General features: G+C 72.1%; 16 protein-coding genes. 13 read left to right on the forward strand and 3 right to left on the reverse strand.

The window, feature by feature from the left end; all coding sequences use genetic code 11:
* The first annotated feature begins 2 nt into the window (after nt 1-2).
* The 3 genes from ACIRQH_RS18720 to ACIRQH_RS18730 all read left to right on the forward strand — a co-directional run bounded on the left by ACIRQH_RS18720 (nt 3) and on the right by ACIRQH_RS18730 (nt 3051).
* On the forward strand, nt 3-1283 hold the full coding sequence (locus ACIRQH_RS18720; RefSeq protein ID WP_358820564.1) for an ABC transporter substrate-binding protein: 1281 nt from the start codon (nt 3-5) through the stop codon (nt 1281-1283).
* Nucleotides 1284-1478: 195 nt separating this feature from the next.
* On the forward strand, nt 1479-2480 hold the full coding sequence (locus ACIRQH_RS18725) for a helix-turn-helix transcriptional regulator (protein ID WP_388869006.1): 1002 nt from the start codon (nt 1479-1481) through the stop codon (nt 2478-2480).
* Between the two features lie 355 nt (nt 2481-2835).
* Complete coding sequence (locus ACIRQH_RS18730; protein ID WP_358820565.1) at nt 2836-3051, forward strand: I78 family peptidase inhibitor; 216 nt, start codon at nt 2836-2838, stop codon at nt 3049-3051.
* A 140-nt stretch (nt 3052-3191) separates the two neighbouring features.
* Here the strand turns inward: ACIRQH_RS18730 and ACIRQH_RS18735 are convergent, their stop codons facing one another.
* The gene (locus tag ACIRQH_RS18735; protein ID WP_388930242.1) at nt 3192-4223 is read right to left on the reverse strand and encodes a phosphatase PAP2 family protein; all 1032 of its coding nucleotides are present in this window, start codon (nt 4221-4223) and stop codon (nt 3192-3194) included.
* Between the two features lie 654 nt (nt 4224-4877).
* Here ACIRQH_RS18735 and ACIRQH_RS18740 point away from each other — a divergent pair.
* Nucleotides 4878-6527 carry an MFS transporter gene (locus ACIRQH_RS18740; RefSeq protein WP_358820567.1) on the forward strand — a complete coding sequence of 550 codons (1650 nt, stop codon included), beginning with the start codon at nt 4878-4880 and terminating at the stop codon, nt 6525-6527.
* Nucleotides 6528-6693: 166 nt separating this feature from the next.
* Entirely contained in the window at nt 6694-7884 is a 1191-nt protein-coding gene (locus ACIRQH_RS18745) for an acyl-CoA dehydrogenase family protein (RefSeq protein ID WP_388869000.1), read from the forward strand.
* A 50-nt stretch (nt 7885-7934) separates the two neighbouring features.
* Here ACIRQH_RS18745 and ACIRQH_RS18750 read toward each other — a convergent pair whose 3' ends face one another.
* Nucleotides 7935-8375, reverse strand: a complete 441-nt coding sequence (locus ACIRQH_RS18750; RefSeq protein ID WP_355874554.1) for a cell division protein SepF — start codon at nt 8373-8375, stop codon at nt 7935-7937.
* 349 nt (nt 8376-8724) lie between these two features.
* Between ACIRQH_RS18750 and ACIRQH_RS18755 the strand changes: the two genes are divergently transcribed.
* From ACIRQH_RS18755 to ACIRQH_RS18780, 6 genes are all read left to right on the forward strand, one after another.
* On the forward strand, nt 8725-9936 hold the full coding sequence (locus ACIRQH_RS18755; protein WP_404226596.1) for a DUF5685 family protein: 1212 nt from the start codon (nt 8725-8727) through the stop codon (nt 9934-9936).
* A 687-nt stretch (nt 9937-10623) separates the two neighbouring features.
* Nucleotides 10624-12528 (forward strand): FAD/NAD(P)-binding protein, encoded by a 1905-nt coding sequence (locus ACIRQH_RS18760; RefSeq protein WP_404226597.1) that lies wholly within the window; start codon nt 10624-10626, stop codon nt 12526-12528.
* Between the two features lie 149 nt (nt 12529-12677).
* Nucleotides 12678-13460 (forward strand): DUF1684 domain-containing protein, encoded by a 783-nt coding sequence (locus ACIRQH_RS18765; protein WP_388868991.1) that lies wholly within the window; start codon nt 12678-12680, stop codon nt 13458-13460.
* A gap of 266 nt (nt 13461-13726) precedes the next feature.
* The gene (locus ACIRQH_RS18770; RefSeq protein WP_388930246.1) at nt 13727-14626 is read left to right on the forward strand and encodes a S1 family peptidase; all 900 of its coding nucleotides are present in this window, start codon (nt 13727-13729) and stop codon (nt 14624-14626) included.
* 243 nt (nt 14627-14869) lie between these two features.
* Nucleotides 14870-15865, forward strand: a complete 996-nt coding sequence (locus ACIRQH_RS18775; protein WP_404226793.1) for an SPFH domain-containing protein — start codon at nt 14870-14872, stop codon at nt 15863-15865.
* A 287-nt stretch (nt 15866-16152) separates the two neighbouring features.
* The gene (locus ACIRQH_RS18780) at nt 16153-17235 is read left to right on the forward strand and encodes a S1 family peptidase (RefSeq protein WP_388868985.1); all 1083 of its coding nucleotides are present in this window, start codon (nt 16153-16155) and stop codon (nt 17233-17235) included.
* Nucleotides 17236-17388: 153 nt separating this feature from the next.
* Here the strand turns inward: ACIRQH_RS18780 and ACIRQH_RS18785 are convergent, their stop codons facing one another.
* Nucleotides 17389-18459, reverse strand: coding sequence for a DUF3533 domain-containing protein (locus ACIRQH_RS18785; protein WP_358819525.1), 1071 nt, complete (start codon nt 18457-18459; stop codon nt 17389-17391).
* Nucleotides 18460-18612: 153 nt separating this feature from the next.
* Here ACIRQH_RS18785 and ACIRQH_RS18790 point away from each other — a divergent pair, with 153 nt between their 5' ends.
* On the forward strand, nt 18613-22191 hold the full coding sequence (locus ACIRQH_RS18790) for a DNA polymerase III subunit alpha (protein ID WP_388868979.1): 3579 nt from the start codon (nt 18613-18615) through the stop codon (nt 22189-22191).
* Nucleotides 22188-23162 (forward strand): DNA polymerase thumb domain-containing protein, encoded by a 975-nt coding sequence (locus tag ACIRQH_RS18795; RefSeq protein WP_404226599.1) that lies wholly within the window; start codon nt 22188-22190, stop codon nt 23160-23162. Before ACIRQH_RS18790 ends, ACIRQH_RS18795 begins: the two co-directional genes overlap by 4 nt.
* Nucleotides 23163-23181 lie beyond the last annotated feature (19 nt).

Genomic DNA, 23181 nt, shown 5'->3' on the forward strand with positions numbered 1-23181 from the left:
AGGTGCGCCGCACAGCGACCGGGGCCGCCGCCGCGGGCCTGCTGCTCCTGCTGGGCACGGCCTGCGGCAGCCGGCTGCCCGAGAGCGACTTCGCTCACCGCTCCTCGACCGGTCCGGCCCGGAGCGCCGAGCCCCTCCGCGTCGGCATCGTCACCAGCGCCACCAGCCCCGTCGGCGGCTCCGCGTTCACCGGGCCGCGCGACGGGGCGACGGCCTACTTCGACCGGCTCAACGCGCGGGGCGGCATCGACGGGCGACGCGTCGAGGTGCGGCTGTGCGACGACGGCGGCAGCGGGGTCGGCAACAACACGTGCGTGCACCGGCTGATCGACGAGGACAAGGTCGTCGCCCTCGTCGCCACCACCGTCCTCGACTACGCGGGCGCCTCCCGCGTCTCCCGCGCACGCGTGCCCGACATCGGCGGCCAGCCCATCGGACCCGCGTACGACACCTATCCGCACCTCTACGGGATCTACGGCAGTCTCGCGCCCCGCGACGGCACGCCCGGCTGGGACGGGAAGCTGTACGGCGGCACCGAGGTCTACCGCTACTTCAAGCGCGTCCGGGGCGCCCGCACCGCCGCCGTCGTCTCGTACAACCAGTCCGCCTCCGCCGCCTACGCCCGGCTGGTCACCCAGGGACTCAAGGCCGAGGGCTACCGGGTCGTCACCGAACAGGTCGACTTCGCGCTGCCCAACTTCCGCGCCGCCGCCGCCGATCTCAAGGAGCAGGGCGCCGACCTCGTCTTCGACGCCATCGACACCCATGGCAACGCCCAGCTGTGCAAGGCCATGGACCAGGTCGGCGCCCACGTCGTCGCCAAGGTCACCAACGTGCAGAACTGGACGTCCACCGTCCCCGAGGACTATCGGGACTCCCCGCGGTGCCGCAACACCCTGTGGGCCACGGGGGCGAGCCACGACTACGAGGACGTCGGGAACGCGGCGGTACGGGAGTTCCGGGACGCGACCAGGGGGCTCAAGACGCATTCCCAGTGGCAGTTGGAGGGATGGGCGGCGGCGCGGTGGTTCGCGGACGCGGCGGGGGCCTGCGCGGGGAGCGGGGTCACCCGGGGGTGTGTCGACGCCTTCATGAACCGGGGTGAGCCGTACACCGCAGGAGGGCTGCTGCTTCCCGTCACGTACCAGCACCTGAGCGGGCCTCCGGTGACGCGGCGGGCGTGTCTGTCGGTGGCCCGCTGGCGCGACGGCCGCGGCTGGGTCTCGCAGGGGGACATGAACCGGACCTGCTTCGAGGTGCCGCAACTCGGCTATCGCCCGTGACCCGCGAGTTCCTCGCCCCCCGCCCTCCGCTTCCCCAAGGTCCCGGCTCGGCTGGACCAGAGAGATCACCATCGTGCCCGAGGGCGCCGCCCCGGACCCCCGCTTCGGCCCGACGGCCTCGTCCTCGGTCGCCGGACGGGCCAGGACTCTCCGGCGCCCCGGGGACAGGGCGGCACGACTGGCAGACTCTGGGGCATGTTGGAGACCTCCGCGCGGCTGCTGAGGCTGCTGTCACTGCTGCAGGCCCACCGGGAGTGGTCGGGATCGGACCTGGCGGGACGGCTGGGCGTCACCCCGCGTACGGTCCGCCGTGACGTGGACCGCCTCCGCGAGCTGGGTTACCCCGTCCACGCCAGCCCCGGAACCGGCGGCGGCTACCAGCTCGGCGCCGGCGCGGAACTGCCCCCGCTGCTCCTGGACGACGACGAGGCGGTCGCCGTGGCCGTCGGGCTGCGCACGGCCGCGGGGCAGGGCATCGAGGGCATCGGCGAGGCCTCCGTCCGCGCGCTCGCCAAGCTGGAACAGGTCCTGCCGAACCGGCTGCGCCGCCGCGTCGGCGCCCTGAACGCCTTCACGGTGCCGATGCTGCGCGGCCCCGAACCCTCCGCCGTCGACCCGGCCGTCCTCACCGACCTGGCCAACGCCTGCCGCGACAGCGAGCGGCTCCGGTTCGAGTACCGCGACCACGAGGGCTCCTCGACGCGCCGCACCGTCGAGCCGTACCGGCTGGTGTGCACCGAGCGCCGCTGGTACCTGGTCGCCTGGGACGTCGACCGCGACGACTGGCGTACGTTCCGCGCCGACCGCATCACGCCCAGGCCGCCGCACGGACCACGCTTCGCGCCCCGCACACCGCCCGCGGAGGACCTGGCCGCGTACGTCTCCCGGGGCGTCTCCACGCGCGCCTACGCCACGCACGCCGTGGTCCGGCTGCTGGTGCCCCTGGAGCGGGCCGCCGAGCGGATCTCGCCCTCGGCCGGGACGCTGGAGGCCGAAGGGGAGGGCAGCTGCCTGCTGCGCACCGGGGCGGCGAACCTCGACGTGATGGTCATTCACGTGATGCTGATGGGCTTCGAGTTCGAGATCGTCGAGCCCGCGGAGCTCACCGCCTCGATCAGGACGGCCCGGGACCGGCTGTCCCGCGCGCTGGAGCGGGCCGTGCCGGGAGAGCCCGGGACCACGCCTCCCAGCCTGTAGTGGATGCCCGGCCGTGAGGAGAGAACAGGCGCGGGTTGTGTGTCGGAACCGTGTATTTCCTATGCCGCGTCAGCTGTCGTGGTGAAGGGCGGAATCGGGCGGGACCCGAATGGAAAGACGCTGCCGAACGTATGCGCGCGCACATTCCGCCGGGTTATTCAGGGTGTACCGGTTAAGGCTCCGAATTGCGTTCGAAGGCGTTCGGAACACGGCGCGTGATCCTCATGTGAGGCGCGGAGTTCCACCGAAACGCGTGTCGTGATCCTGTGACAGAGATGTGACCGGCGGGGGACGCGTGACGCATGGTGGCCACCCGGGCTTCCACCGTCGGGTCGCGGAGCCTAACGTGGCGGTCATGGCACCCATTCACCCCTCGCGTCCAGAGCCGCAGGACAGTCCGGAGAGCTATGTCGGACTGGAGGTGAGCCGCGCCGAGGAACGCGCGCGGGAGCACGGCTGGTCCTCGGTGCGCTCGCTGCCCCCCGGCGCGGTCATCACCATGGAGTACCTCGTGGGACGGCTGAACTTCGAGGTCAGGGACGGCACGGTGGCCCGCTGCTGGAAGGGCTGACCGCCCGGAGCGCGGCGCCTCGGGCCCCCCTCCGAAGAGGATCCCGAGGCGAACCCACCGGACGGGCGAAGGCCCCCTGCTCGATGAGCCGGGGGCCTTCGCTGTGCGGGGTGAGGCTGTGCGTACCGACCCCGCAGTCCTCAGCCGCCCGTCAGGGGACGGGCCGAGGTGGTCGTCGTCGCCGGGCGGGCCACCCGGTCGGCGTGCGGCGGCCGACGGCTGCCCGCCGGCGTGACGGGGGTGCGCTCCGAGCGGGCGGTGTGCGGGCCAGGAGCCAGGTGGACCGGCGCTCTGGCCGGACGGGACCCGGTGGCGCCGCGGGCAGGCATCTCGCCGCCGTCCGTGGGGGAGGGCCGCGTGGCCATGACCGGCGCGCCGACCGGCGCGGGTGCCGGAGCGGGCGCGGTGCCGCCGGCACGGGAGCGCAAGCTGTCGCGGAGCGCGAAGATCCAGGCCTCGGCGCGGGCGATCAGCGGCTCGAACCAGGGCAGCGCCAGCAGGATCAGCAGGCCCGCGGCCCAGCCCAGCAGGACGTCGCTCAGCCAGTGCGTACCCAGGTACACGGTGGTGAGGCCGACGCCCAGCGAGGTCACGGCGGACAGGGCGGAGAGCCAGCGTCTGGCCCGCGGGGTCGACGCCAGATACGCCAGGATTCCCCAGGTCACCACGGCGTTCGCGGTGTGGCCGGAGGGAAATATATCGCCGCCGAGGCCCATCTCGTTCGAGCCGATCGTGATGGCGTAGTGCGGGCCGAGACGGCCCATGCCGATCTTGGCGGCGCCGACCGTGATGTTGAGCAGCAGCAGGGACGCGCCCAGCGTGATCAGCGGGCGCAGGGTGTGCTGCCGCCAGGAGCGCCAGCCGAGCCAGGCCGTGACCATCACGGCGGTGGGGCCGCGCTGGCCCAGCACCACGTAGTAGTCGAGGAAGGCGTGGATCTCCGGCCACTGCTGATAAGGCCGGAAGAACATGACCTGCCAGTCGAACCGGACCAGCCACGACGTGATCGAGACGGCCCACACGATGGCCAGGTAGAAGGCCAGAGTCGCCGTGAAGAGCACGACCCTGTGCCGACTCATCCTGGAGACATCGATGTGGGCCGGCCGTTCCGGCTCACGGTCGAGCCGGGCGAAGACCCGGTCCAGACGGGTGAGGTTTCGTTCGGTACGCACCCAATCGACGTTACAGCGAGTGAGCTGCGTTCCAGGCCGATTCACTCTCTTTGTGATGACGATGTGATGTGGGATTCCTCTCAGGATCATGTTCATTTCCAATGAATCTCTAATCCGTGGAGTGCGGAGCCTTCAATTCCTTTGGTCATCGTCGCCTCCGGTTATATAGCGCTTATGTATTCGTTCACCGAATGATGGTGCGGAATTACCCCGCCGCTCACCGACCGCACACGGGCGGCCGGCCCGCGGCTCACGGGGGCCCGAGCCCGTCGCCGCAGGTCCGCGGACCCGCGGCACCACCGCCGTACCCCCGGGATCAGCATCGACCTGGATGGACGCACCCGGTCGGGGCCGGCGCGGTGCGGCGGCGGAGGGGAGCGGTCCGGCGCGCCGCGACGGCGCCGCGGAAGCGTGGCCGGGGGCTCCGGAAGGCCCGGATCCGGCGGGTCTCGCCCCGCCCGGCGAGCGTGGCGTACGCCACACGCCCACCGGAAGAACGTGAGAGGTCCGCCACGTGTCATCGACGGGAACTCGCGTACGCTGACGCCTCACTCGCCTTTGTTGCGTGGGCCCGGGATTCGCGGGCCGCAGCCCCCAGGGAGTCCCCACCCTGGCGGATCCGCCGAACGCGAGGGAACCTCTGGAGGTACGTACATGTCCGGGACGACCACGGCCGCTGCGCGATGCCGTCGGGAGACCGGGGCCGGTGCCAACCGCTGGGTCGTCCTCGTCGTGCTGTGCGTCAGCCTGCTGCTGGTCGCCCTCGACGCCACCGTGCTCCACGTGGCGGTGCCCGCCGTCACCGAGGACCTCAAGCCCGGCGCCATGGAGCTGCTCTGGATCGTCGACGTCTACCCGCTCGTCTGCGCCTCGCTCCTCATCCTCTTCGGCACGCTCGGTGACCGCATCGGCCGCCGCCGTGTCCTCCTCCTCGGCTACGCCCTCTTCGGCGTCGCCTCAGGAATCGCCGCCCTCGCCGACAACGCCCAGGTCCTGATCGGCGCCCGCGCCCTGCTCGGCGTCGGCGGCGCGATGATCATGCCCGCCACTCTGTCGATCCTGCGCCAGGTCTTTCCGGACCGGCGCGAGCGGGCCCTCGCGATCGGCATCTGGAGCGCGGTGGCTGCCGTCGGCGCGGCGATCGGCCCGCTGCTCGGCGGGTTCCTCCTCGAACACTTCTGGTGGGGATCGGTCTTCCTCGTCAACATCCCTCTGATGATCGTCAGCCTGCCGATCGGACGGCTGCTGCTGCCCGAGTCGCGCGGCGACGGCGACGGTCCCTGGGACGTGGTCGGCGCGCTGATGGCCGCCGCCGGCCTGTTCGGACTCGTCCTCGGGGTGAAGCGCCTCGGCGGCGGCGAGGCGCCCTTCAGCCCGTTCACCCTGGCGCCGCTGCTCGTCGGGGGCCTGATGATGGCCGGGTTCGTCCGGCGCCAGCGGCGCCGCAAGCATCCGCTGGTGGACCTGCGCATGTTCTCCCGGCCCGCCTTCAGTACGTCGGTGGGGTGCATCGTCCTCGCGATGCTCGCCCTCGTCGGGCTCGAACTGATCGCCGCGCAGTACCTCCAGCTCGTCCTCGGGCTGTCCCCGCTGGAGACCGGGCTGCGGCTGCTGCCGCTGACCGTCGCGGCGATGGCCGCCGGCCTCGCGGGCGCGAAACTGCTGCGGCGGTTCGGCCCGCGCACGATGGTCTGCTTCGGCTTCTGCCTCACCGCGGCCTCCGTCGTCACGCTCACCGCGATGGGCACACAGGACAACACCGGGCTGCTCCTGGCCGGCTTCCTCCTGCTCGGCTTCGGTCTGGAGACCACGCTCTTCGGCGCCTACGAGTCGATGCTCAGCGAGGCGCCGCCGGCACAGTCCGGCGGGGCGGCCGCGATCGGCGAGACCTCGTACCAACTGGGCGCCGGCATCGGCATCGCCCTCCTGGGCAGCGTGATGAACGCGGCGTACACGCCCGGACTGTCCTCCGTCCCCGGCGTCCCCTCCGCCGACTCGAAGGCCGCAGGTCACTCGCTGGGGGAGGCGTACGAGGTCGCCGCGCGACTCGGCGGACCGGCGGGCGGCGCGCTGCGGCAGGCCGCCCGGAACTCCTTCGTGCACGGACTCCATGTGACCTTGCTGGTGAGCGCGGCCCTGCTGCTGCTCGGCGCGGTGATGGCGCTGCGCCTGCCCCGGGTCATGGACTGCGGGCCCGCCACGGCGGCAGCCGCCCCGGACTCCGGCCCCGGCGCGGACTCCGCCCCGGGCCCGACGGACATCCCGGCCCCACGGGAAGTCGCCGAGACCCGCGTCTCCGCCTAGGGCCTGCCATGGGGACGCGGCCGGACTCGCGAAGTGCGGCCCCGGTCCTCGCGACGTGACCCGCTCGACGGGGAAGCACCCTGGACTTGCGGGACACTGCGTCGTAACGTCGGGCCGAGATCATTAACTAGCGGTGCTAGTTATCACCCCTGTCGGAGGCTGTCGTATGTCCGCGTCCTCGAAGCTCCCGCCCCTCGATCCCGCCGATCTGCTCGGGATCGACGACCTGCTGGACGCGGAGGACCTCGCCATCCGCGACTCCGTGCGGGCCTGGGCCGCAGACCGGGTGCTGCCCCACGTGGCGGACTGGTACGAGAAGGGCGAGCTGCCCGGCATCAGGGAACTGGCGCGGGAACTGGGCGGCCTCGGCGCCCTCGGCATGTCGCTTCAGGGCTACGGGTGCGCGGGCGCCAGTGCGGTGCAGTACGGCCTCGCCTGTCTTGAGCTCGAAGCGGCCGACTCCGGTATCCGCTCGCTCGTCTCGGTGCAGGGCTCCCTCGCCATGTACGCCATCCACCGGTTCGGCAGCGAGGGGCAGAAGCAGGCCTGGCTGCCGGGCATGGCGGCCGGCGAGATCATCGGATGCTTCGGACTCACCGAGCCCGACCACGGCTCCGACCCCGGCTCCATGCGGACGTACGCCAAGCGCGACGGCGGCGACTGGGTCCTCAACGGGCGCAAGATGTGGATCACCAACGGTTCCGTCGCCGGTGTCGCCGTCGTCTGGGCGCAGACCGACGACGGCATCCGCGGATTCGTCGTCCCCACGGACGCCCCCGGGTTCTCCGCTCCCGAGATCAAGCACAAGTGGTCCCTGCGGGCGAGCGTGACCAGCGAACTGGTCCTCGACGACGTACGGCTGCCCGCCGACGCCGTCCTGCCCGAGGTCGTCGGCCTCAAGGGTCCGCTCAGCTGCCTCTCGCACGCCCGCTACGGCATCGTGTGGGGCGCGATGGGCGCCGCACGGGCCAGCTTCGAGTCCGCCGTCGCCTACGCGAAGACGCGTGAGCAGTTCGGACGTCCCATCGGCGGCTTCCAGCTCACCCAGGCCAAGCTCGCCGACATGGCCGTCGAGCTCCACAAGGGAATCCTGCTCGCCCATCACCTGGGCCGCCGCATGGACGCGGGACGCCTCCGTCCCGAGCAGGTCAGTTTCGGCAAGCTCAACAACGTGCGCGAGGCCATCGAGATCTGCCGCACCGCGCGCACGATCCTGGGTGCCAACGGCATCTCCCTGGAGTACCCCGTGATGCGGCACGCCACGAACCTCGAATCGGTGCTCACCTATGAGGGCACCGTCGAGATGCACCAACTCGTGCTGGGCAAGGCGCTCACCGGACTCGACGCGTTCCGGTAGAGGCCCGTTCCCGGGACCCCGGTAAGGCAGGGCCGGTGAGCGGCCCTGCCTCAGCTCTGGTTGAAGAACCCGTCGGTCTGCCGGCCGGCGGCCTCGCCGCTGACGATCTCCGTGTTGGCGGGGGTCAGCAGGAAGACCCGGGTGGCGACCCGCTCGATGGTGCCGCGCAGGCCGAAGGTCAGGCCGGCCGCGAAGTCCACCACGCGCTTGGCGTCGGAGGGCTCCATGGCCGTGAGGTTGATGATCACCGGGACGCCGTCCCGGAAGAGTTCGCCGATCCCGCGTGCGTCCCGGAAGCTGTCCGGGGTGACCGTGCCGATCCGGCGGCCCTTCTCCTCCGCCGTCTCGGAAGCGACCTTCACGCGCGGGTCGGTGACCCAGGCCTCGCCGGCGGTCTCCTGACCCTCGGCGTAGTCGTCGTCGTAGTAACGCTCGTCATCGTTGTCGTCGACGAGGCCAAGCCAGGCACTCGCCTTGCGCACCGATCCCATGGACGCCTCCTCTCACAGCGGTCTTTCGTGCTTCCGCATACCCATGGTCGTCCATGATGCGGATGTCGCGCCAAGTGGATAGACGCCGCGCGGGGGTTTCGTGACGGTACTGGTGCACAGCCAATCCGTCGAGAGCCCGCGCCCCCCAAGGGTCCTGTGCCGTACGGCTGCTGACTGAGAGTGAAATATGATTTCTCACGGCGATCGGGTGACGGCCGGGGCGTACGGGTGAACGGGGTGGTCGATACGATGCCGCAGCCCAACGTCGTACGTGTCACGGGGGAGTGTCGTGTTCGGAATCGTCAGGCCCTGCAGTCATCGCCTCGGTGAGGGACTCAAGACGCAATGGATGGCGCATCTGTGCGGGCTGTGCCTCGCACTGCGCGGGGACCACGGCCAGTTCGCACGGGTCGTCACCAACTACGACGGCCTGCTCATATCGGTTCTGACGGAGGCTCAGGCCGAGCGCGCCACGGGATGGCGGCGCACGGCCGGGCCCTGTCCGCTGCGCGGCATGCGCACCGCCTCCGTCGCCCAGGGCGAGGGCGCCCGGCTCGCCGCGGCCGTCTCGCTGGTCCTCGCCTCGGCCAAGGTGAGCGACCACGTCGCCGACAGGGACGGCCTCTTGGCGCGCAGGCCGGTGGCGCTCGCCGCTCGCCGGGTCGCGGCGAGCTGGGCGCGGGCCGGTGCGCGGACCGGTTCGGACGTCGGGTTCGACACCGCCCTGCTCGTCGACGCGGTGGACCGGCAGACCGGGATCGAGGCGCTGGCCGGCCCCGGTACCTCGTTGCTGACCGTGACGGAACCCACCGAGACGGCCACCGCGGCGGCCTTCGCGCACACCGCCGTCCTCGCCGGCCGACCCGGCAACGCCGTTCCCCTGGCCGAGGCGGGCCGGCTCTTCGGCCGGCTCGCCCATCTGCTGGACGCCGTGGAGGACAGGGAAACTGACGCCGCGTCGGGTGCCTGGAACCCGCTCACGGCCACCGGGACCCCGCTCACCGAGGCCCGTCGGCTCGCCGACGACGCCCTGCACGGCATAAGGCTCGCCCTGCGCGAGGCCGAGTTCACCGACGGCAGGCTCGCCCATGTGCTGCTCGCCCACGAACTGGGCCGCTCCGTGGACCGCGCGTTCGGTACGTCGGGGTGCGGGCACCCCGCGGACGGCTCGCACGAGTCGGGTGATCTTCACGGTGTTCCCGGTACCCCCGGAGTTCCGGGTTCACTCGGACCGGCCGTCCTGCTCGGCCCCGAGGGCGCCTTCGGGCCGCCGCCCCAGCACGGCGGAAACCCGTACGTCGGCGGCGGCAACCCCTTCGGTGGCGGTCCGTCCGTCCAGCCTCCGAACCCCGGCAAGCGCGGATTCTGGGCGGGCTGCGCCGCCGCCGTCGGGCTGTGCTGCACCTGCAAGGTGTGCTGCGCCGACGAGTTCGAGGGCCCCTGGTCGCGCAAGAAGCGCGAAGGATGCCTGAACGACTGTGACTGCGACTGCGGTTGCTGCGAGGCGTGCCAGTGCTGTGAATGCTGCGAGTGCTGCTCGTGCTGTGACTGCGGGCTCTGAGCCCTTTCCCTGAGTGGGGTGTTGGCGCGGCGCACGGCCGGGAGTCCGGCCGTGCGCCGCCCGGGGGGTGGCGGGCGAGGCCCCGGCCCGGCGGGGGGCCCGTCGGGGGGGGGGGGGGGCCGCGGGCGGGGGCTGGTTTCGTTTGTTGCAGGGTGGGCGGGGTGTGGGGGGGGGGGGGGGCGCGGGCGGGGTGGGGGGGGGGGGGGGCGGCGGCGGGGGGGGGGGGGCGGGGCGGGCCCCCGCCGTCGTGTTCGCGGTCATGGCCCGGAACGGGCGTGAGCCCGTTCCGTGGTGCGCGAGGAGGGGAGGGGTGCGCGTGTGAAGGCGGGGGGAAGTGAGGAAACGCTGCGAAACGCCGGCGAACGCGGCGGGCGCCCGCCGGTGACGGGCGCGCAGAGGGGTCAGCTCAACAGGAAGAGGACCACACGCGACCGAAGTCGATGTAGGAGCGCTTGACCAGCCACTGCTGTGGATGCATGGGCCAAGTGGAACAGGCATCCGAGGGCACGTCAACCGACGTGAGACGGACCGCTCACAGTGCGGACACCCTTGACACGGAGGGGAAACGCCGCCGTACTCTCGTGCCACGGCCCTGCTGAGGGGCTCGGCCGTGCGGCGCCCGAGGGCGTCCGGCGCGACCTGTGTGAAGGCACCCGTGCTCGACTCGACGCATCACGGAGCCTCCGCATGTCCTCCGACACCCCTGCCCTCTCCACCCCCGCGCCGGACGAGCCGGTGTCCCCGCCCGCTGCCCCCCGGCAGCCCGGTCCCGTCGTACCGGCGCACGTCCCCGCCGCGCGGGTCCCGTTCGCGGGGGACCGGGGCGCGTCGACCGCCGGGCGCCCCTCGCTGGTGATCGTGGGAGCCGGGCCGCGCGGGACCGGACTCCTGGAACGGATCGCGGCCAACGCACCCGAGCTGTACGCCGGTTCGGGGCTGGACATCCATGTCGTGGACCCGTATCCGGCGGGTGCCGGACGTATCTGGCGCACCGAGCAGTCGCCGCTGCTGTGGATGAACTCGGAGGCGCAGGACGTCACGATGTTCACCGACGAGACGGTCGACATGGCCGGACCCGTGCTCGAAGGCCCCACGCTGGACACCTGGGCGGGCCTCGAAGGGCGGACGTTCGCCGGCCGGCCGCGACAGGGCGCCTATCTCCGGTGGGTGTACGAGAGAACGGTGGCCGCTCTGCCGCCGGGCATCCGTGTGCACCGGCACGCGTGCCGTGCCGTGCGGGTGAGCGGATCCCGCGAGGGCCGCCAGCAGGTGTGGCTGGAAGGCCGGCCCCGTCCGATCCTCACCGACACCGTCGCCCTGACCCTCGGCCACCTCGACGCCGAACTCGACCCCGAACAAGTCGCGTTGGCCGCGTACGCACGCGAGCACGGGCTGGTCCACCTGCCGCCGGACTTCACCGCCGACAGCGACCTGTCCGCCCTCGCGCCGGGCGAGCCCGTCCTGGTGCGCGGCTTCGGGCTGGCCTTCGTCGACCTGATGGTGCTGCTCACCGAGGGCCGCGGCGGCCGGTTCGAGGGCGACCGCTACATGCCGTCCGGGCGGGAGCCGATCCTGTACGTCGGCTCCCGGCGCGGCGTCCCCTACCACTCCAAGATCGGCTACGACTGGGAGGGCGAACGGCCGCCGCTGCCACGGTTCTTCGGGCCCGCCGAGGTCGACGCGCTGCTCGCCCGTCCCGACGGCCACGACTTCCGGCGGGACGTGTGGCCGCTGATGGAGAAGGAGCTGGGGTTCGCGCACTACCACCGGCTGTTCGCCGCCCACCCCGAACGCACCCGGACACCGTGGACGGACTTCGAGGAGATGTACGCCGCCGGCACCGGGGACGAGATCAGGGCGCTGGTCGCGGACGCCGTGCCCGACCCCGCCGACCGCCTCGACCTCACCGCGCTCGACCGGCCGCTGGACGGCGTGCGGCACACCTCGTACGACGATCTCCAGCGCGGACTGCGGACGTACATCGAGGACGATCTGGAGAGGCGGCACGACGCTTCCCGCAGCCCCGACCTGGCCGTCTTCCTCGGACTTCTCTCGGTCTACGGACAACTGGTCCGGCTCGGCGACATCGGCCCGTGGTGGCACGGGTTCTTCAGCTACCTGGCCTCCGGACCGCCCGGCCCCCGGCTGCGGCAGATGCTCGCCCTGTCCCGGGCCGGCATCCTGAGATTCGTCGGCGCGGACATGACCGTCACCGCCGAGGACGGGGTCTTCCGGGCGGCCGGTGCCACCGTGCCCGGCGCGGTCGTCGAGGCCCGCGCGCTCGTCGAGGCCCGGCTGCCGCACCCCACCGTCGAGCGCACCCGGGACACCCTGCTGCGCGAGCTGTACGCCGACGGAGCCGCCGCGACCCCCGAGGGACTTCTGGCCGTCGACCCCGCCGACGGACGGATCCTGGACCGCAACGGCACCCCGCACCCCAGACGCTTCGCGCTCGGGCCGCACACCGACGCGCGGGGCTCCGGCGCGTTCACCCGGCCGCGCACCGGCGGGCCGGCCTTCCGGCAGAACGACGCGACGGCCCGTGCCGCGCTCACGTTCCTGCGGGCGCTGTCCTGCCGTATCGCGGCCTGACGGCCCGTGACACGGACGTGGACCAAGGGCCGCACGGTGCGTCGCGGTCCGACGGTCCCGCGCCGTGCGCCCGCGCCGCACGGAATACACGGACACCACGGCGCGCTCGCACCTCGGGTTGGCCGAGTGCGTATGGAAGGGTTGATCACATGACGACGGACGCACCCGAGGACTGGAAGCACTGGCAGGAGCATCGCGAGGCAGCGGTCTCCGCGCCGTACGGACCGCTCTCCCTCACCGGCACCCACTGGGTCGAGGACTATCCGGAAGGGCGACTTCCGGACATCCCCGGTCTGTGGGGCGTGAAGGACGACGGGGTGGTCCTGACCGCGGTGGCCGAGGAGGGACTGACCCTCGACGGCGAGCCGTTCACCGGCGAGATCGTGCTGGGCGCCGACCACGGTCCGGCCGACGGGGCGCGGGTCGGACACGGCGACCGCCGGTTCGTGGTCCTGGTGCGCGAGGAGATGTGGGGGGTGCGCCGCTACGACCCCGCCGCGCCCGCCCGGAAGGCCTTCGCGGGCATCGAGGCGACCCCCTACGACGCGCGCTGGTCGCTGCCGGGACACTTCACCCCGTACGGCGAGAGCCGCACCGTCCGGGTCGAGAACGCCGACGGTGTCCCACGCGGACTCCCCATCGGCGGCATCCTCGCCTTCACCCTCGACGGGCAGGACCTCACCCTCCAGGTGTCGGTCGAGAGCGACGGCTCGCTGTGGGCCGTCTTCTCCGACGCCACCAGCGGGGACGACAGTTACCGCTTCCGGTTCCTGCGTCCGGCGGCGCCCGACGCCGAGGGGCGTACGACGGTGGACTTCAACCGCACCGTGCTTCCACCGTGCGCGTTCGCGGACCATTTCCTCTGCCCCTTCCCGCCGCCCGGAAATACGCTGGGCGTGGCCGTCGCCGCGGGGGAGCGCCGACTGCGCTGAGGCCTCCGGGACTCCCGAAGACGCGTGGGGATTCCGGGGCCTTCGGTTCTCTGTCGATCAACCTCCTTGGGACGTACGTAAGTTGAACGCTGCACGGCCGAAAGGCGCCCTTGCGTCCGTCGGCCGTGCCGCCGAATACTCCCCCTCAGCGCTTGTCAGGAGCACGGCTTGTCCGGAATCCGGACAGGCGGCTCCCGGCTGCGCCTCACGGGCCCCACCACCCCACGAAACGGGGGGCCCCTTACTTCCCTTCGGAGGAACGAAACGTGAGGATCAAGCGCACCACCCCCCGCAGCGGCATAGCGAGACGGAGTCGGCTGATCGCCGTCACCACCGGACTCGTCGCCGCCGCAGCGTTCGCGGTCCCCAGCGCGAACGCGTCCGACGCCCAGACGTTCAGCTCCACCCAGCTGGGCAGTGCCAAGCAGTCGGTCCTCAAGTCCGACGTCGCGGGCACCGCCTGGGCGGTCGACGCCAAGACGAACCGCGTGGTCGTCACCGTCGACAGCACGGTCTCGAAGGCGGAGATCGCGAAGATCAAGGAGGAGGCGGGCGGCAACGCCGGCGCCCTCACCATCAAGCACACCCCGGGCACCTTCAAGAAGCTGATCTCCGGTGGCGACGCCATCTACGGCGGCGGCTACCGCTGTTCGCTCGGCTTCAACGTGCACAGCGGGAGCACCTACTACTTCCTGACCGCCGGTCACTGTGGTGAGGTCGCCTCCACCTGGTACTCCAACTCGGGCCAGACCACGAAGCTGGGCACGAACGTCAGCTACAGCTTCCCGACCAACGACTTCGCGCTGGTCCGTTACACCAACACCTCGGTCGCGCACCCCAGCGCGGTCGGCAGCCAGACGATCAGCAGTGCGGCCACGCCCAGCGTGGGCACCACGGTCTACCGGCGCGGCTCGACCACCGGCACGCACAGCGGCCGGGTCACCGCCCTGAACGCCACCGTCAACTACGGCAGTGGTGACGTCGTCTACGGCATGATCCAGACCACGGTCTGCGCCGAGGGCGGCGACAGCGGCGGCCCGCTGTACGGCGGCAGCGTCGCCTACGGTCTGACCTCCGGCGGCAGCGGCAACTGCAGCTCCGGCGGTACGACCTTCTTCCAGCCGGTCACCGAGGCGCTGAGCTACTACGGCGTGAGCGTCGGCTGACCACCGCCCGACCGATGGACCGGCCCCTCGATCGACTCGTCGCCTGACGGAACCGGCACCCCCCACACCGCTTCCGCACGACAGAACGACCGCGCTTCGCACGGCGGAGCCCCCAGCACACGGACGAGCCCCCGCACGCAACCGGCGTGCGGGGGCTCGCCCTTGTTCCGTCGCCGGAGTTACCTTCGAAGCACACGCTGTGCACACGCCTGCTACGCCCACGTCGGACCCTGGGGGGCCGTGATGGTCGAGGAACTGGTGGTGGCGGGAGTCTCCGTCGCGTCCGTGGGGCTGGTCTATGTGATGGCCGGGGCCCGCGTCGTCAAACAGTACGAACGGGGCGTGGTGCTGCGGCTCGGCAGGCTGCTCCCGGAAGTGCGAGGTCCCGGGTTCACGATGACCGTTCCGTTCGTGGACCGGCTCCGCAAGGTCAACATCCAGATCGTGACCCTGCCCATCCCGGCCCAGGAGGGCATCACCCGCGACAACGTCACGGTCCGCGTCGACGCGGTCGTCTACTTCAAGGTGGTGGAGGCGGCCGACGCGATCATGCAGGTCGAGGACTACCGCTTCGCGGTCTCGCAGATGGCGCAGACGTCCCTGCGCTCGATCATCGGCAAGAGCGACCTGGACGATCTGCTGTCGAACCGCGAAAAGCTCAACCAGGGACTGGAGTTGATGATCGACAGCCCGGCGATCGGCTGGGGCGTGCAGATCGACCGCGTCGAGATCAAGGACGTGTCCCTGCCCGAGACGATGAAGCGGTCCATGGCCCGCCAGGCCGAGGCCGACCGTGAGCGGCGGGCCCGGATCATCAACGCCGACGCCGAGCTGCAGGCCTCGAAGAAACTCGCGCAGGCCGCCGAGGTGATGTCGGAACAGCCCGCCGCCCTCCAACTGAGGCTGCTCCAGACCGTGGTGGCCGTCGCCGCGGAGAAGAACTCCACCCTCGTCCTGCCCTTCCCCGTCGAACTGCTCCGCTTCCTGGAACGCGCCCAGCAGGGCGTGTCTCCCCAGCAGCCGGACCAGGCACGGCGGTCGGCGCCCCGGCAGTCCGCGCAGCCGCCGAGTCCGGACGAGCCCCGGCAGGTGGGCGAGTCCGGAGTGCCGGCCGCGCCGCCGCAACAGGCCTCCACGGCACCGTGGTCGGCCGTGCCCGAACAGTCCGCGGGAGTGCGCGAGCCGCTCGCTTCGTCCTCGGACGAGCCTCCCGAGGGGTCGAAAACAAGACAGGACTAGTCCTCACAGGCTGCATCTTCGCGATCCGCGGACAGTGTTTGCAGGGGGGATCAACACGTCGTGACCATGGGCGGTCACGACGTAGGAGGTGTACGGCGGTTGTCGTACGCGCGTCCTGAAGTCGACCTTGTGTGTCCCCTGTGCGTCTCGGAATAGTGGGCCGCAACAACTGGCATGGACGCGTCGAGACGAGAATTTCAATCGTTTCGCGGGCTCATGTCCGTACGCCTTCCGGTCCTGGAGGTCCCCACAACCTCCCGGTCCGACCCCCCACAGGAGGACGTGAGTTGAAGCACCGACGCATAACCCGGCGCCGTGCCGTCATGACGGGCGCGGGCATCGCCGCACTGGTCACCGCCGGCGTCACCTTCCAGACTGCGAACGCGAGCGAGGCCCCCACGACCTCGACGCCGCACACCCTCTCCGCGGTGGCGGCCGGAAAGCTCGCCTCGACCCTCGGCAAGGACCTGGGCACCGACGCGGCGGGAACGTACTACGACGCGTCGTCGAAGCACCTCGTCGTCAACGTGCTCGACGCGAGCGCGGCCGACGCGGTCACGGCGGCCGGCGCCAAGGCCAGAATCGTCGAGAACTCCCTCGCCGAACTGAAGGGCGCCCGTACGACGCTCAAGAAGGACGCGACCATCCCCGGTACGTCCTGGGCGACCGACCCGGCGAGCAACAAGGTCGTCGTCACCGCGGACCGCACGGTCTCCAAGACCGAGTGGGCCAAGCTCACCAAGGTCACCGACCAACTCGGCAGCAAGGTGGAACTCCGGCGCACGAAGGGGGAGTTCAAGCCCTTCATCGCCGGTGGTGACGCCATCAGCGGTTCCGGCGGGCGCTGCTCGCTGGGCTTCAACGTGGTCAAGGGCGGCCAGCCGTACTTCATCACGGCCGGGCACTGCACCGAGGCCATCTCCACCTGGTCGGACTCCAGCGGCAACGAGATCGGCACGAACGAGCAGTCCAGCTTCCCGGACAACGACTTCGGTCTGGTCAAGTACACCGGCAGCACGGCGCACCCGAGCGAGGTCGACCTGTACAACGGTTCCTCGCAGCCGATCACCAAGGCCGCCGAGGCGACCGTCGGCGAGAAGGTGACCCGCAGCGGCTCGACGACCCAGGTGCACAGCGGCACCGTCAGCGGCCTGGACGCCACCGTGAACTACGGTAACGGCGACATCGTCAACGGGCTCATCCAGACCGACGTCTGCGCCGAGCCCGGTGACAGCGGCGGTTCGCTCTTCGACGGCGACTCCGCGATCGGTCTCACCTCCGGCGGCAGCGGCGACTGCACCGCGGGCGGCGAGACCTTCTTCCAGCCGGTCACCGAGGCGCTCTCGGCCTTCGGTGCCCAGATCGGCTGACGGCCTCCCCGATCGGGCGGAGCCCCGCTCCCGCGCACACCGCGCGGGAGCGGGGCTTCCGGCGTTCCTGACGTCGTCGCTCCTGGCTCCCGGAGCGCACCGCCGCCCGCCCGGACCCGGCGAGGAAGGGGCGGGGACCGACGCGGTGTGCGCCTACGAGGGATCCGGGACCGCGGTCCCGGAGCGAGTGGCGGTGCGGGGCCCGGCGCGGAACGCGGCGGCGAGCAGCGTCACCGCGCTGCCCACCACCGCCCACGACGAGAGCACCAGCATGGCGCCGGTCATGTCGTTGCCCTTGAAGTACGCGATCGAACGGGCCGCCCAGGTGCCCGCCCCCGGCGGCAGGGCCGGTCCGATCGCCTTCCAGAAGGGCGGCAGCATCGGCAGCGGGAAGGCGCCGCCCGCGCTCGGGTTGCCCGCGATCACCACCAGCAGGATGGCCAGACCGATGCCGACGACCCCGAACAGGCCCTGCAGGGCGAGGGTGGCGGCGCCCACCGCGAAGGTGATCAGGGCGCCGAGCCCCCAGAAGGCGCAGACGGGTCCGGGCAGGGCACCCAGGATCGGGCCGACGATCACCGCGCCGCCGAGACCCCCGACGATCGCGACGAGGGCCATCACGAGGAGCCGGATCACCGCCCGTCGCGGGGTGGCGGGCCGGGCTCCCGCGCTGATCGCGAGGATCGAGGCGCAGAGGTAGCCGCCCACGCACCAGCCGACCACCAGGTAGAAGGACGAGAGACCGTCGAAGTCGTGGGCCGAGGCCCGGGCCACGTCGACGGTCCGCACCGTGCGCTGTTCGGTCGCCTCCACCGTGGTGACCAGCTTCTCCAGGGTGGTGGCGAGGACGGTGCCGCCGCCGGAGGCGACCAGCAGCGTGTCCGTGGAACTCCGGGGATCGACGATCAGGGCACCGTCGATCTCCCGGTTCAGGATCTGCTCGCGTGCGGCGGCCGCGTCGGAGACCGTCCGCGGGTCCAGCGGCTCACCCTTGACCCCCTCCAGCCGGGTGACCGTCCGCTGGGCCACCGCCTGCGGGGCGACCACTCCGAACGGGACGTCCTTGGGTTTCGGGTCGTGGAGCGCGCCCACGTAGGAGGCGATGAAGAGCAGCTGGAGCGCGATCACGCCGACGACGAGCAGCGTGGCCCTGGGGGTGACGGCGTCCTTCGCCTCGGTCAGGAAGGACGGGCTCGGGGCGGCGTCGCCGGCTGTCTGCGTCATGTCCCCACGGTCCGAGCCGGCGGGTGTTCGCGCAGGTGGGGCGGGTCCGAACGGATGTCGCACAAGAGTTCGAAAATTGGTCTATGGTGGAGACGAGGTAGTTGGGAACTAGTGTTCGAAAGTCTGTAGGGACTCACAGGTCGGGAGGTGTGCGTGCCGGGATTCACGCATCTGCACACCGCCTCCGGATTCTCCCTGCGGTACGGGGCCTCGCACCCGGAGCGCCTCGCCGCGCGCGCCTCCGAGCGGGGCATGGACGCCCTCGCGCTCACCGACCGGGACGGCCTCGCGGGCTCCGTCCGGTTCGCCAAGGCCTGCGCGAAGGCGGGCGTCCGGCCGCTGTTCGGCGTCGACCTGGCGGTCGGGGAGCCCGTACGGAGGGAGCGGCGGCGGACCCCGGTGCGCGGCGGTGCCTTCGTCGACGAGTCGGCACCCCGCGTGACCTTTCTCGCCCGGGACGGCGCGGCCGGCTGGGCCGACCTCTGCAGAATCGTTACGGCGACGCATGCCGACGCCGGGCGGAGCGGCCCCCCGCTGCTGCCCTGGCCGGACAACCACGGCGACGGCCTGACCGTGCTGCTCGGCCCCGCCTCCGACGTCGGCCGCGCCCTCGCCGCGGGCCGCCCCGACCGCGCGGCCGAACTGCTCGTGCCCTGGCGGGAGATCTACGGCGACGCGCTGCGTCTGGAAGCCGTCTGGCACGGCCGCCAGGGCACCGGTCCCGGCTCCCTGCGCCTCGCCGCCCGCACGGTCGGCTTCGCCGCCGAACAGCGGGTGCGTCCCGTGCTCAGCAACGCCGTCCGCTACGCCGACCCCGGCCTCGGTCCGGTCGCCGATGTCCTGGACGCCGCCCGCCGGCTCGTCCCCGTCGACCCCCGGCGCGAGCTGGACTCCGGCGAGGCCTGGCTCAAGGACGGGGCCGCCATGCTGGGCGCCGCCGAACGGATCGTCGAGGCGGCCGGCTTCCGCCGCGACACCGCGCACCGGCTGCTCGAACAGACGGCGGACACCGCCGCGGCCTGCCGTGTCGACCCCGAGGACGACCTCGGCATCGGCAGCGTCCACTTCCCGGAGCCGCGTCTCGTCGGCGCGGACCGGCGCACCGCCCAGCGCGTCCTGGCCTCCCGGGCGGCGGCCGGCATGGTGCTGCGCGGCTACGCGGGCCGGCACGCCTACTGGGAGCGGATGCACCACGAGCTGGACATCATCGCCCACCACAACTTCGCCTCCTACTTCCTGACGGTCGCTCAGGTAGTGGACGACGTGCGGGAGATGGGCATCCGGGTCGCAGCGCGCGGGTCCGGGGCCGGCTCCCTGGTCAACCACCTCCTCGGCATCGCGCACGCCGATCCCGTCGAGCACGGGCTGCTCATGGAGCGCTTCCTGTCCAAGCGCCGCCCGGTGCTGCCCGACATCGACATCGACGTGGAGTCCGCGCGCCGGCTGGAGGTGTACCGCGCGATCATCGGCCGGTTCGGCACCGAGCGGGTCGCGACCGTCTCCATGCCCGAGACCTACCGGGTCCGGCACGCCGTCCGTGACGTCGGCGCCGCCCTCTCCCTGGACCCGGCCGAGATCGACCGGATCGCCAAGGCCTTCCCGCACATCCGGGCCCGCGACGCCCGCGCGGCCATGGCCGAACTCCCCGAACTGCGCGAGCTGGCAGGGGAGAAGGACCGGTACGGCAGGCTGTGGGACCTGGTCGAATCCCTCGACGCCCTCCCGCGCGGCATCGCCATGCACCCGTGCGGGGTGCTCCTCTCCGACGCCTCCCTGCTCGCCCGTACGCCGGTCATGCCGACCAGCGGCGAGGGCCTGCCCATGTCGCAGTTCGACAAGGAGGACGTCGAGGACCTCGGGCTGCTCAAGCTCGACGTGCTGGGGGTGCGGATGCAGTCCGCGATGGCGCACGCGGTGGCCGAGGTGGAGCGGGCGACGGGGGACCGGCCGGACATCGACGCGGCGCCGCCGGGCGACCCGGCGACGTACCGGCTCGTCCAGTCCACCGAGACCCTGGGGTGTTTCCAGATCGAGTCGCCGGGCCAGCGGGACCTGGTCGGACGCCTGCAGCCGGCGACCTTCCACGACCTCGTCGTCGACATCTCGCTCTTCCGCCCGGGGCCGGTCGCCGCCGACATGGTGCGGCCGTTCATCGAGGCGCGGCACGGCAGGGCGCCGATCCGCTATCCGCACAAGGACCTGGAGGGGCCGCTGAAGGAGACGTACGGAGTCGTCGTCTTCCACGAGCAGATCATCGACATCGTCGACATCATGACCGGCTGCGGACGCGACGAGGCGGACCGGGTGCGCCGGGGGCTCTCCGACCCCGAGTCGCAGGGGCGGATCCGGTTCTGGTTCGCCCAGCACGCGACCGCGAAGGGGTACGACGTCGAGACCGTCGCGCGCACCTGGGAGATCATCGAGGCCTTCGGCTCGTACGGCTTCTGCAAGGCGCACGCGGTCGCGTTCGCCGTCCCGACGTACCAGTCGGCGTGGCTGAAGGCCCATCACCCGGCCGCCTTCTACGCCGGGCTGCTCACGCACGACCCCGGGATGTACCCGAAACGGCTGCTGCTGGCGGACGCGCGGCGGCGGGGGGTGCCGATCCTGCCGTTGGACGTGAACCGGTCGGCGGTCGCCCATCGGATCGAACTGGTGTCTGAATCTGGTGAGTCGGTCTCCGGCTCGGGCTCCGGCTCGGGCACCGGCATCGGCCCGGACCCGGTCGGTTCCGTCCCGGACTCCGGCCCCGGCCCGGGTTCCGGCGCCGTCGGCCGCTGGGGCGTCCGGCTGGCGCTGTCCGACGTGCACGGCATCAGCGAGGCCGAGGGAGCGCGGATCGCGGAAGGCCGGCCGTACGCCTCGCTGCTCGACTTCTGGGAACGGGCCCGGCCGAGCCGGCCGCTCGCCCAGCGGCTCGCGCAGGTCGGCGCGCTGGACGCGTTCGGCGCCAACCGCCGCGACCTGCAACTGCACCTGACCGAACTGCACCGCGGCTCCCGGGGAGTCCGCGGCGGCCAGCTCCCGCTGTCCGGCGGACGGAACACCGCCTCTGCCGGGCTGCCCGACCTGTCCTCGGCGGAGCGGCTGAGCGCCGAACTCGGCGTGCTCTCGATGGACGCCTCCCGCAACCTGATGGACGACCACCGGTCGTTCCTGGACGAGTTGGGCGTGGTCACGGCCCGCCGGCTGCGCTCGGCGCGGCACGGCGAGACGGTCCTGGTGGCCGGCGCCAAGGCGGCCACCCAGACCCCGCCGATCCGCTCCGGCAAGCGGGTCATCTTCAGCACGCTGGACGACGGGACGGGCCTGGTCGACCTCGCCTTCTTCGACGACTCCCACGACGCCTGCGCCCACACCGTCTTCCACTCCTGGCTGCTGCTCGTCCGGGGCGTGGTGCAGCGCCGCGGCCCGCGCAGCCTCAGCGTGGTGGGCGCTGCCGCCTGGAACCTCGCCGAACTGGCCGAACTGCGCGCCGAGGGCGGCCTCGACGTGGTGGCCGCGCGACTGGCCGAGCCCGCGCCGAGGACGCCGGGCGGGCGGCAGGAGCCGGGGGAGTCCCGGCAGCCGGGAACGTCCGGCGCATCAGACGACGGAGGTCCGGCCGGGAGCCGGACGATCCGGATGTCCACGGGGTACGAGATGCACCCCTGGGCCGATCTGCGCCCGGCGGGCGAAGGGCCCGCGGGGGGAAAGAAGTTGTGGCACCAGAGTCCGGGGAGTGCGGGATGACCATCCTCTGCGTACGTTTCCAACTGCCTCCGACCCACGAGGCCGCCCTGCCCCGCCTCCTCGGATTACTGGAGGAGTTCACGCCCGTCATCGAGGCGCTGCCGCCCGACGGCGCGCTGCTCGACCTGCGCGGTGCCGAGCGGTACTTCGGCCGTGGCCCCGTCGAGTTCGCCTCGCTGATCCGGGTCCGGGCGCTCGCCCTGCACGGCGTCGACTGCGTCATCGGCGCCGGTCCCGGACCGATGCTCGCGCGGATGGCGCTGCGCGACGCCGTACCCGGAGCGCCTCAGATGGTGCCCGCGGACGCGGACGCCGTCACGGAGTTCCTCGCCGACCGGCCCGTCACCGCGCTGCCCGGCGTCGGCGGCGCCACCGCCCGCACCCTGTGCGAGTACGGCCTCGACACCCTCGGCAAGGTCGCGGCCGCACCCCTGTCCACGCTCCAGCGCCTCACCGGCGCCCGGGCGGGCCGCGAGCTGCACGAGAAGGCCTCCGGAGTCGACCGCGGCCGGGTCGTACCGAACGCCGCCTCCCGCTCCCTCGCCACCGAACGGCCCTTCCGGCATGACGAGTTGGACCCCGAGCGGCATCGCCGTGCACTGCTCTCCACAGCCGAGGAACTCGGCGCACGGCTGCGCGCCCTGGAGAAGGTCTGCCGCACCCTGACCCTCACCGTGCGCTACGCCGACCGCTCCGCGACCACGCGCAGCCGCACTCTCGGGGAGCCGACCGCGCACTCCTCGACCCTGACCGGCACCGCGTACCGCATGTACGAGGCGCTGGGCCTCCAGCGGGCCCGGGTCCGCGCGATCGCGCTGCGCGCCGAGGGGCTCACGCCTGCCGAACAGGCCTCCCACCAGCTGACCTTCGACCCGGTGGACGAGAAGGTCCGCCGTATCGAGGAGGTCGCGGACCGGGCGCGGGCGAAGTTCGGCCCGCATGTGATCGGCCCCGGGACGCTGGCCGCGTGACGCCCTGAAGCGGGAGGAA

Source organism: Streptomyces sp. NPDC102279 (genome assembly GCF_044766365.1).
Taxonomy (GTDB): domain Bacteria; phylum Actinomycetota; class Actinomycetes; order Streptomycetales; family Streptomycetaceae; genus Streptomyces.

Coding starts and splice junctions, on each gene's coding strand:
- ACIRQH_RS18725 (WP_388869006.1), top strand. CDS start 1,479: ATGTTGGAGACCTCCGCGCGGCTGCTGAGGCTGCTGTCACTGCTGCAG.
- ACIRQH_RS18775 (WP_404226793.1), top strand. CDS start 14,870: ATGGTCGAGGAACTGGTGGTGGCGGGAGTCTCCGTCGCGTCCGTGGGG.
- ACIRQH_RS18760 (WP_404226597.1), top strand. CDS start 10,624: ATGTCCTCCGACACCCCTGCCCTCTCCACCCCCGCGCCGGACGAGCCG.
- ACIRQH_RS18755 (WP_404226596.1), top strand. CDS start 8,725: ATGGCGCATCTGTGCGGGCTGTGCCTCGCACTGCGCGGGGACCACGGC.
- ACIRQH_RS18730 (WP_358820565.1), top strand. CDS start 2,836: ATGGCACCCATTCACCCCTCGCGTCCAGAGCCGCAGGACAGTCCGGAG.
- ACIRQH_RS18750 (WP_355874554.1), bottom strand. CDS start 8,375: ATGGGATCGGTGCGCAAGGCGAGTGCCTGGCTTGGCCTCGTCGACGAC.
- ACIRQH_RS18740 (WP_358820567.1), top strand. CDS start 4,878: ATGTCCGGGACGACCACGGCCGCTGCGCGATGCCGTCGGGAGACCGGG.
- ACIRQH_RS18765 (WP_388868991.1), top strand. CDS start 12,678: ATGACGACGGACGCACCCGAGGACTGGAAGCACTGGCAGGAGCATCGC.
- ACIRQH_RS18745 (WP_388869000.1), top strand. CDS start 6,694: ATGTCCGCGTCCTCGAAGCTCCCGCCCCTCGATCCCGCCGATCTGCTC.
- ACIRQH_RS18785 (WP_358819525.1), bottom strand. CDS start 18,459: ATGACGCAGACAGCCGGCGACGCCGCCCCGAGCCCGTCCTTCCTGACC.
- ACIRQH_RS18795 (WP_404226599.1), top strand. CDS start 22,188: ATGACCATCCTCTGCGTACGTTTCCAACTGCCTCCGACCCACGAGGCC.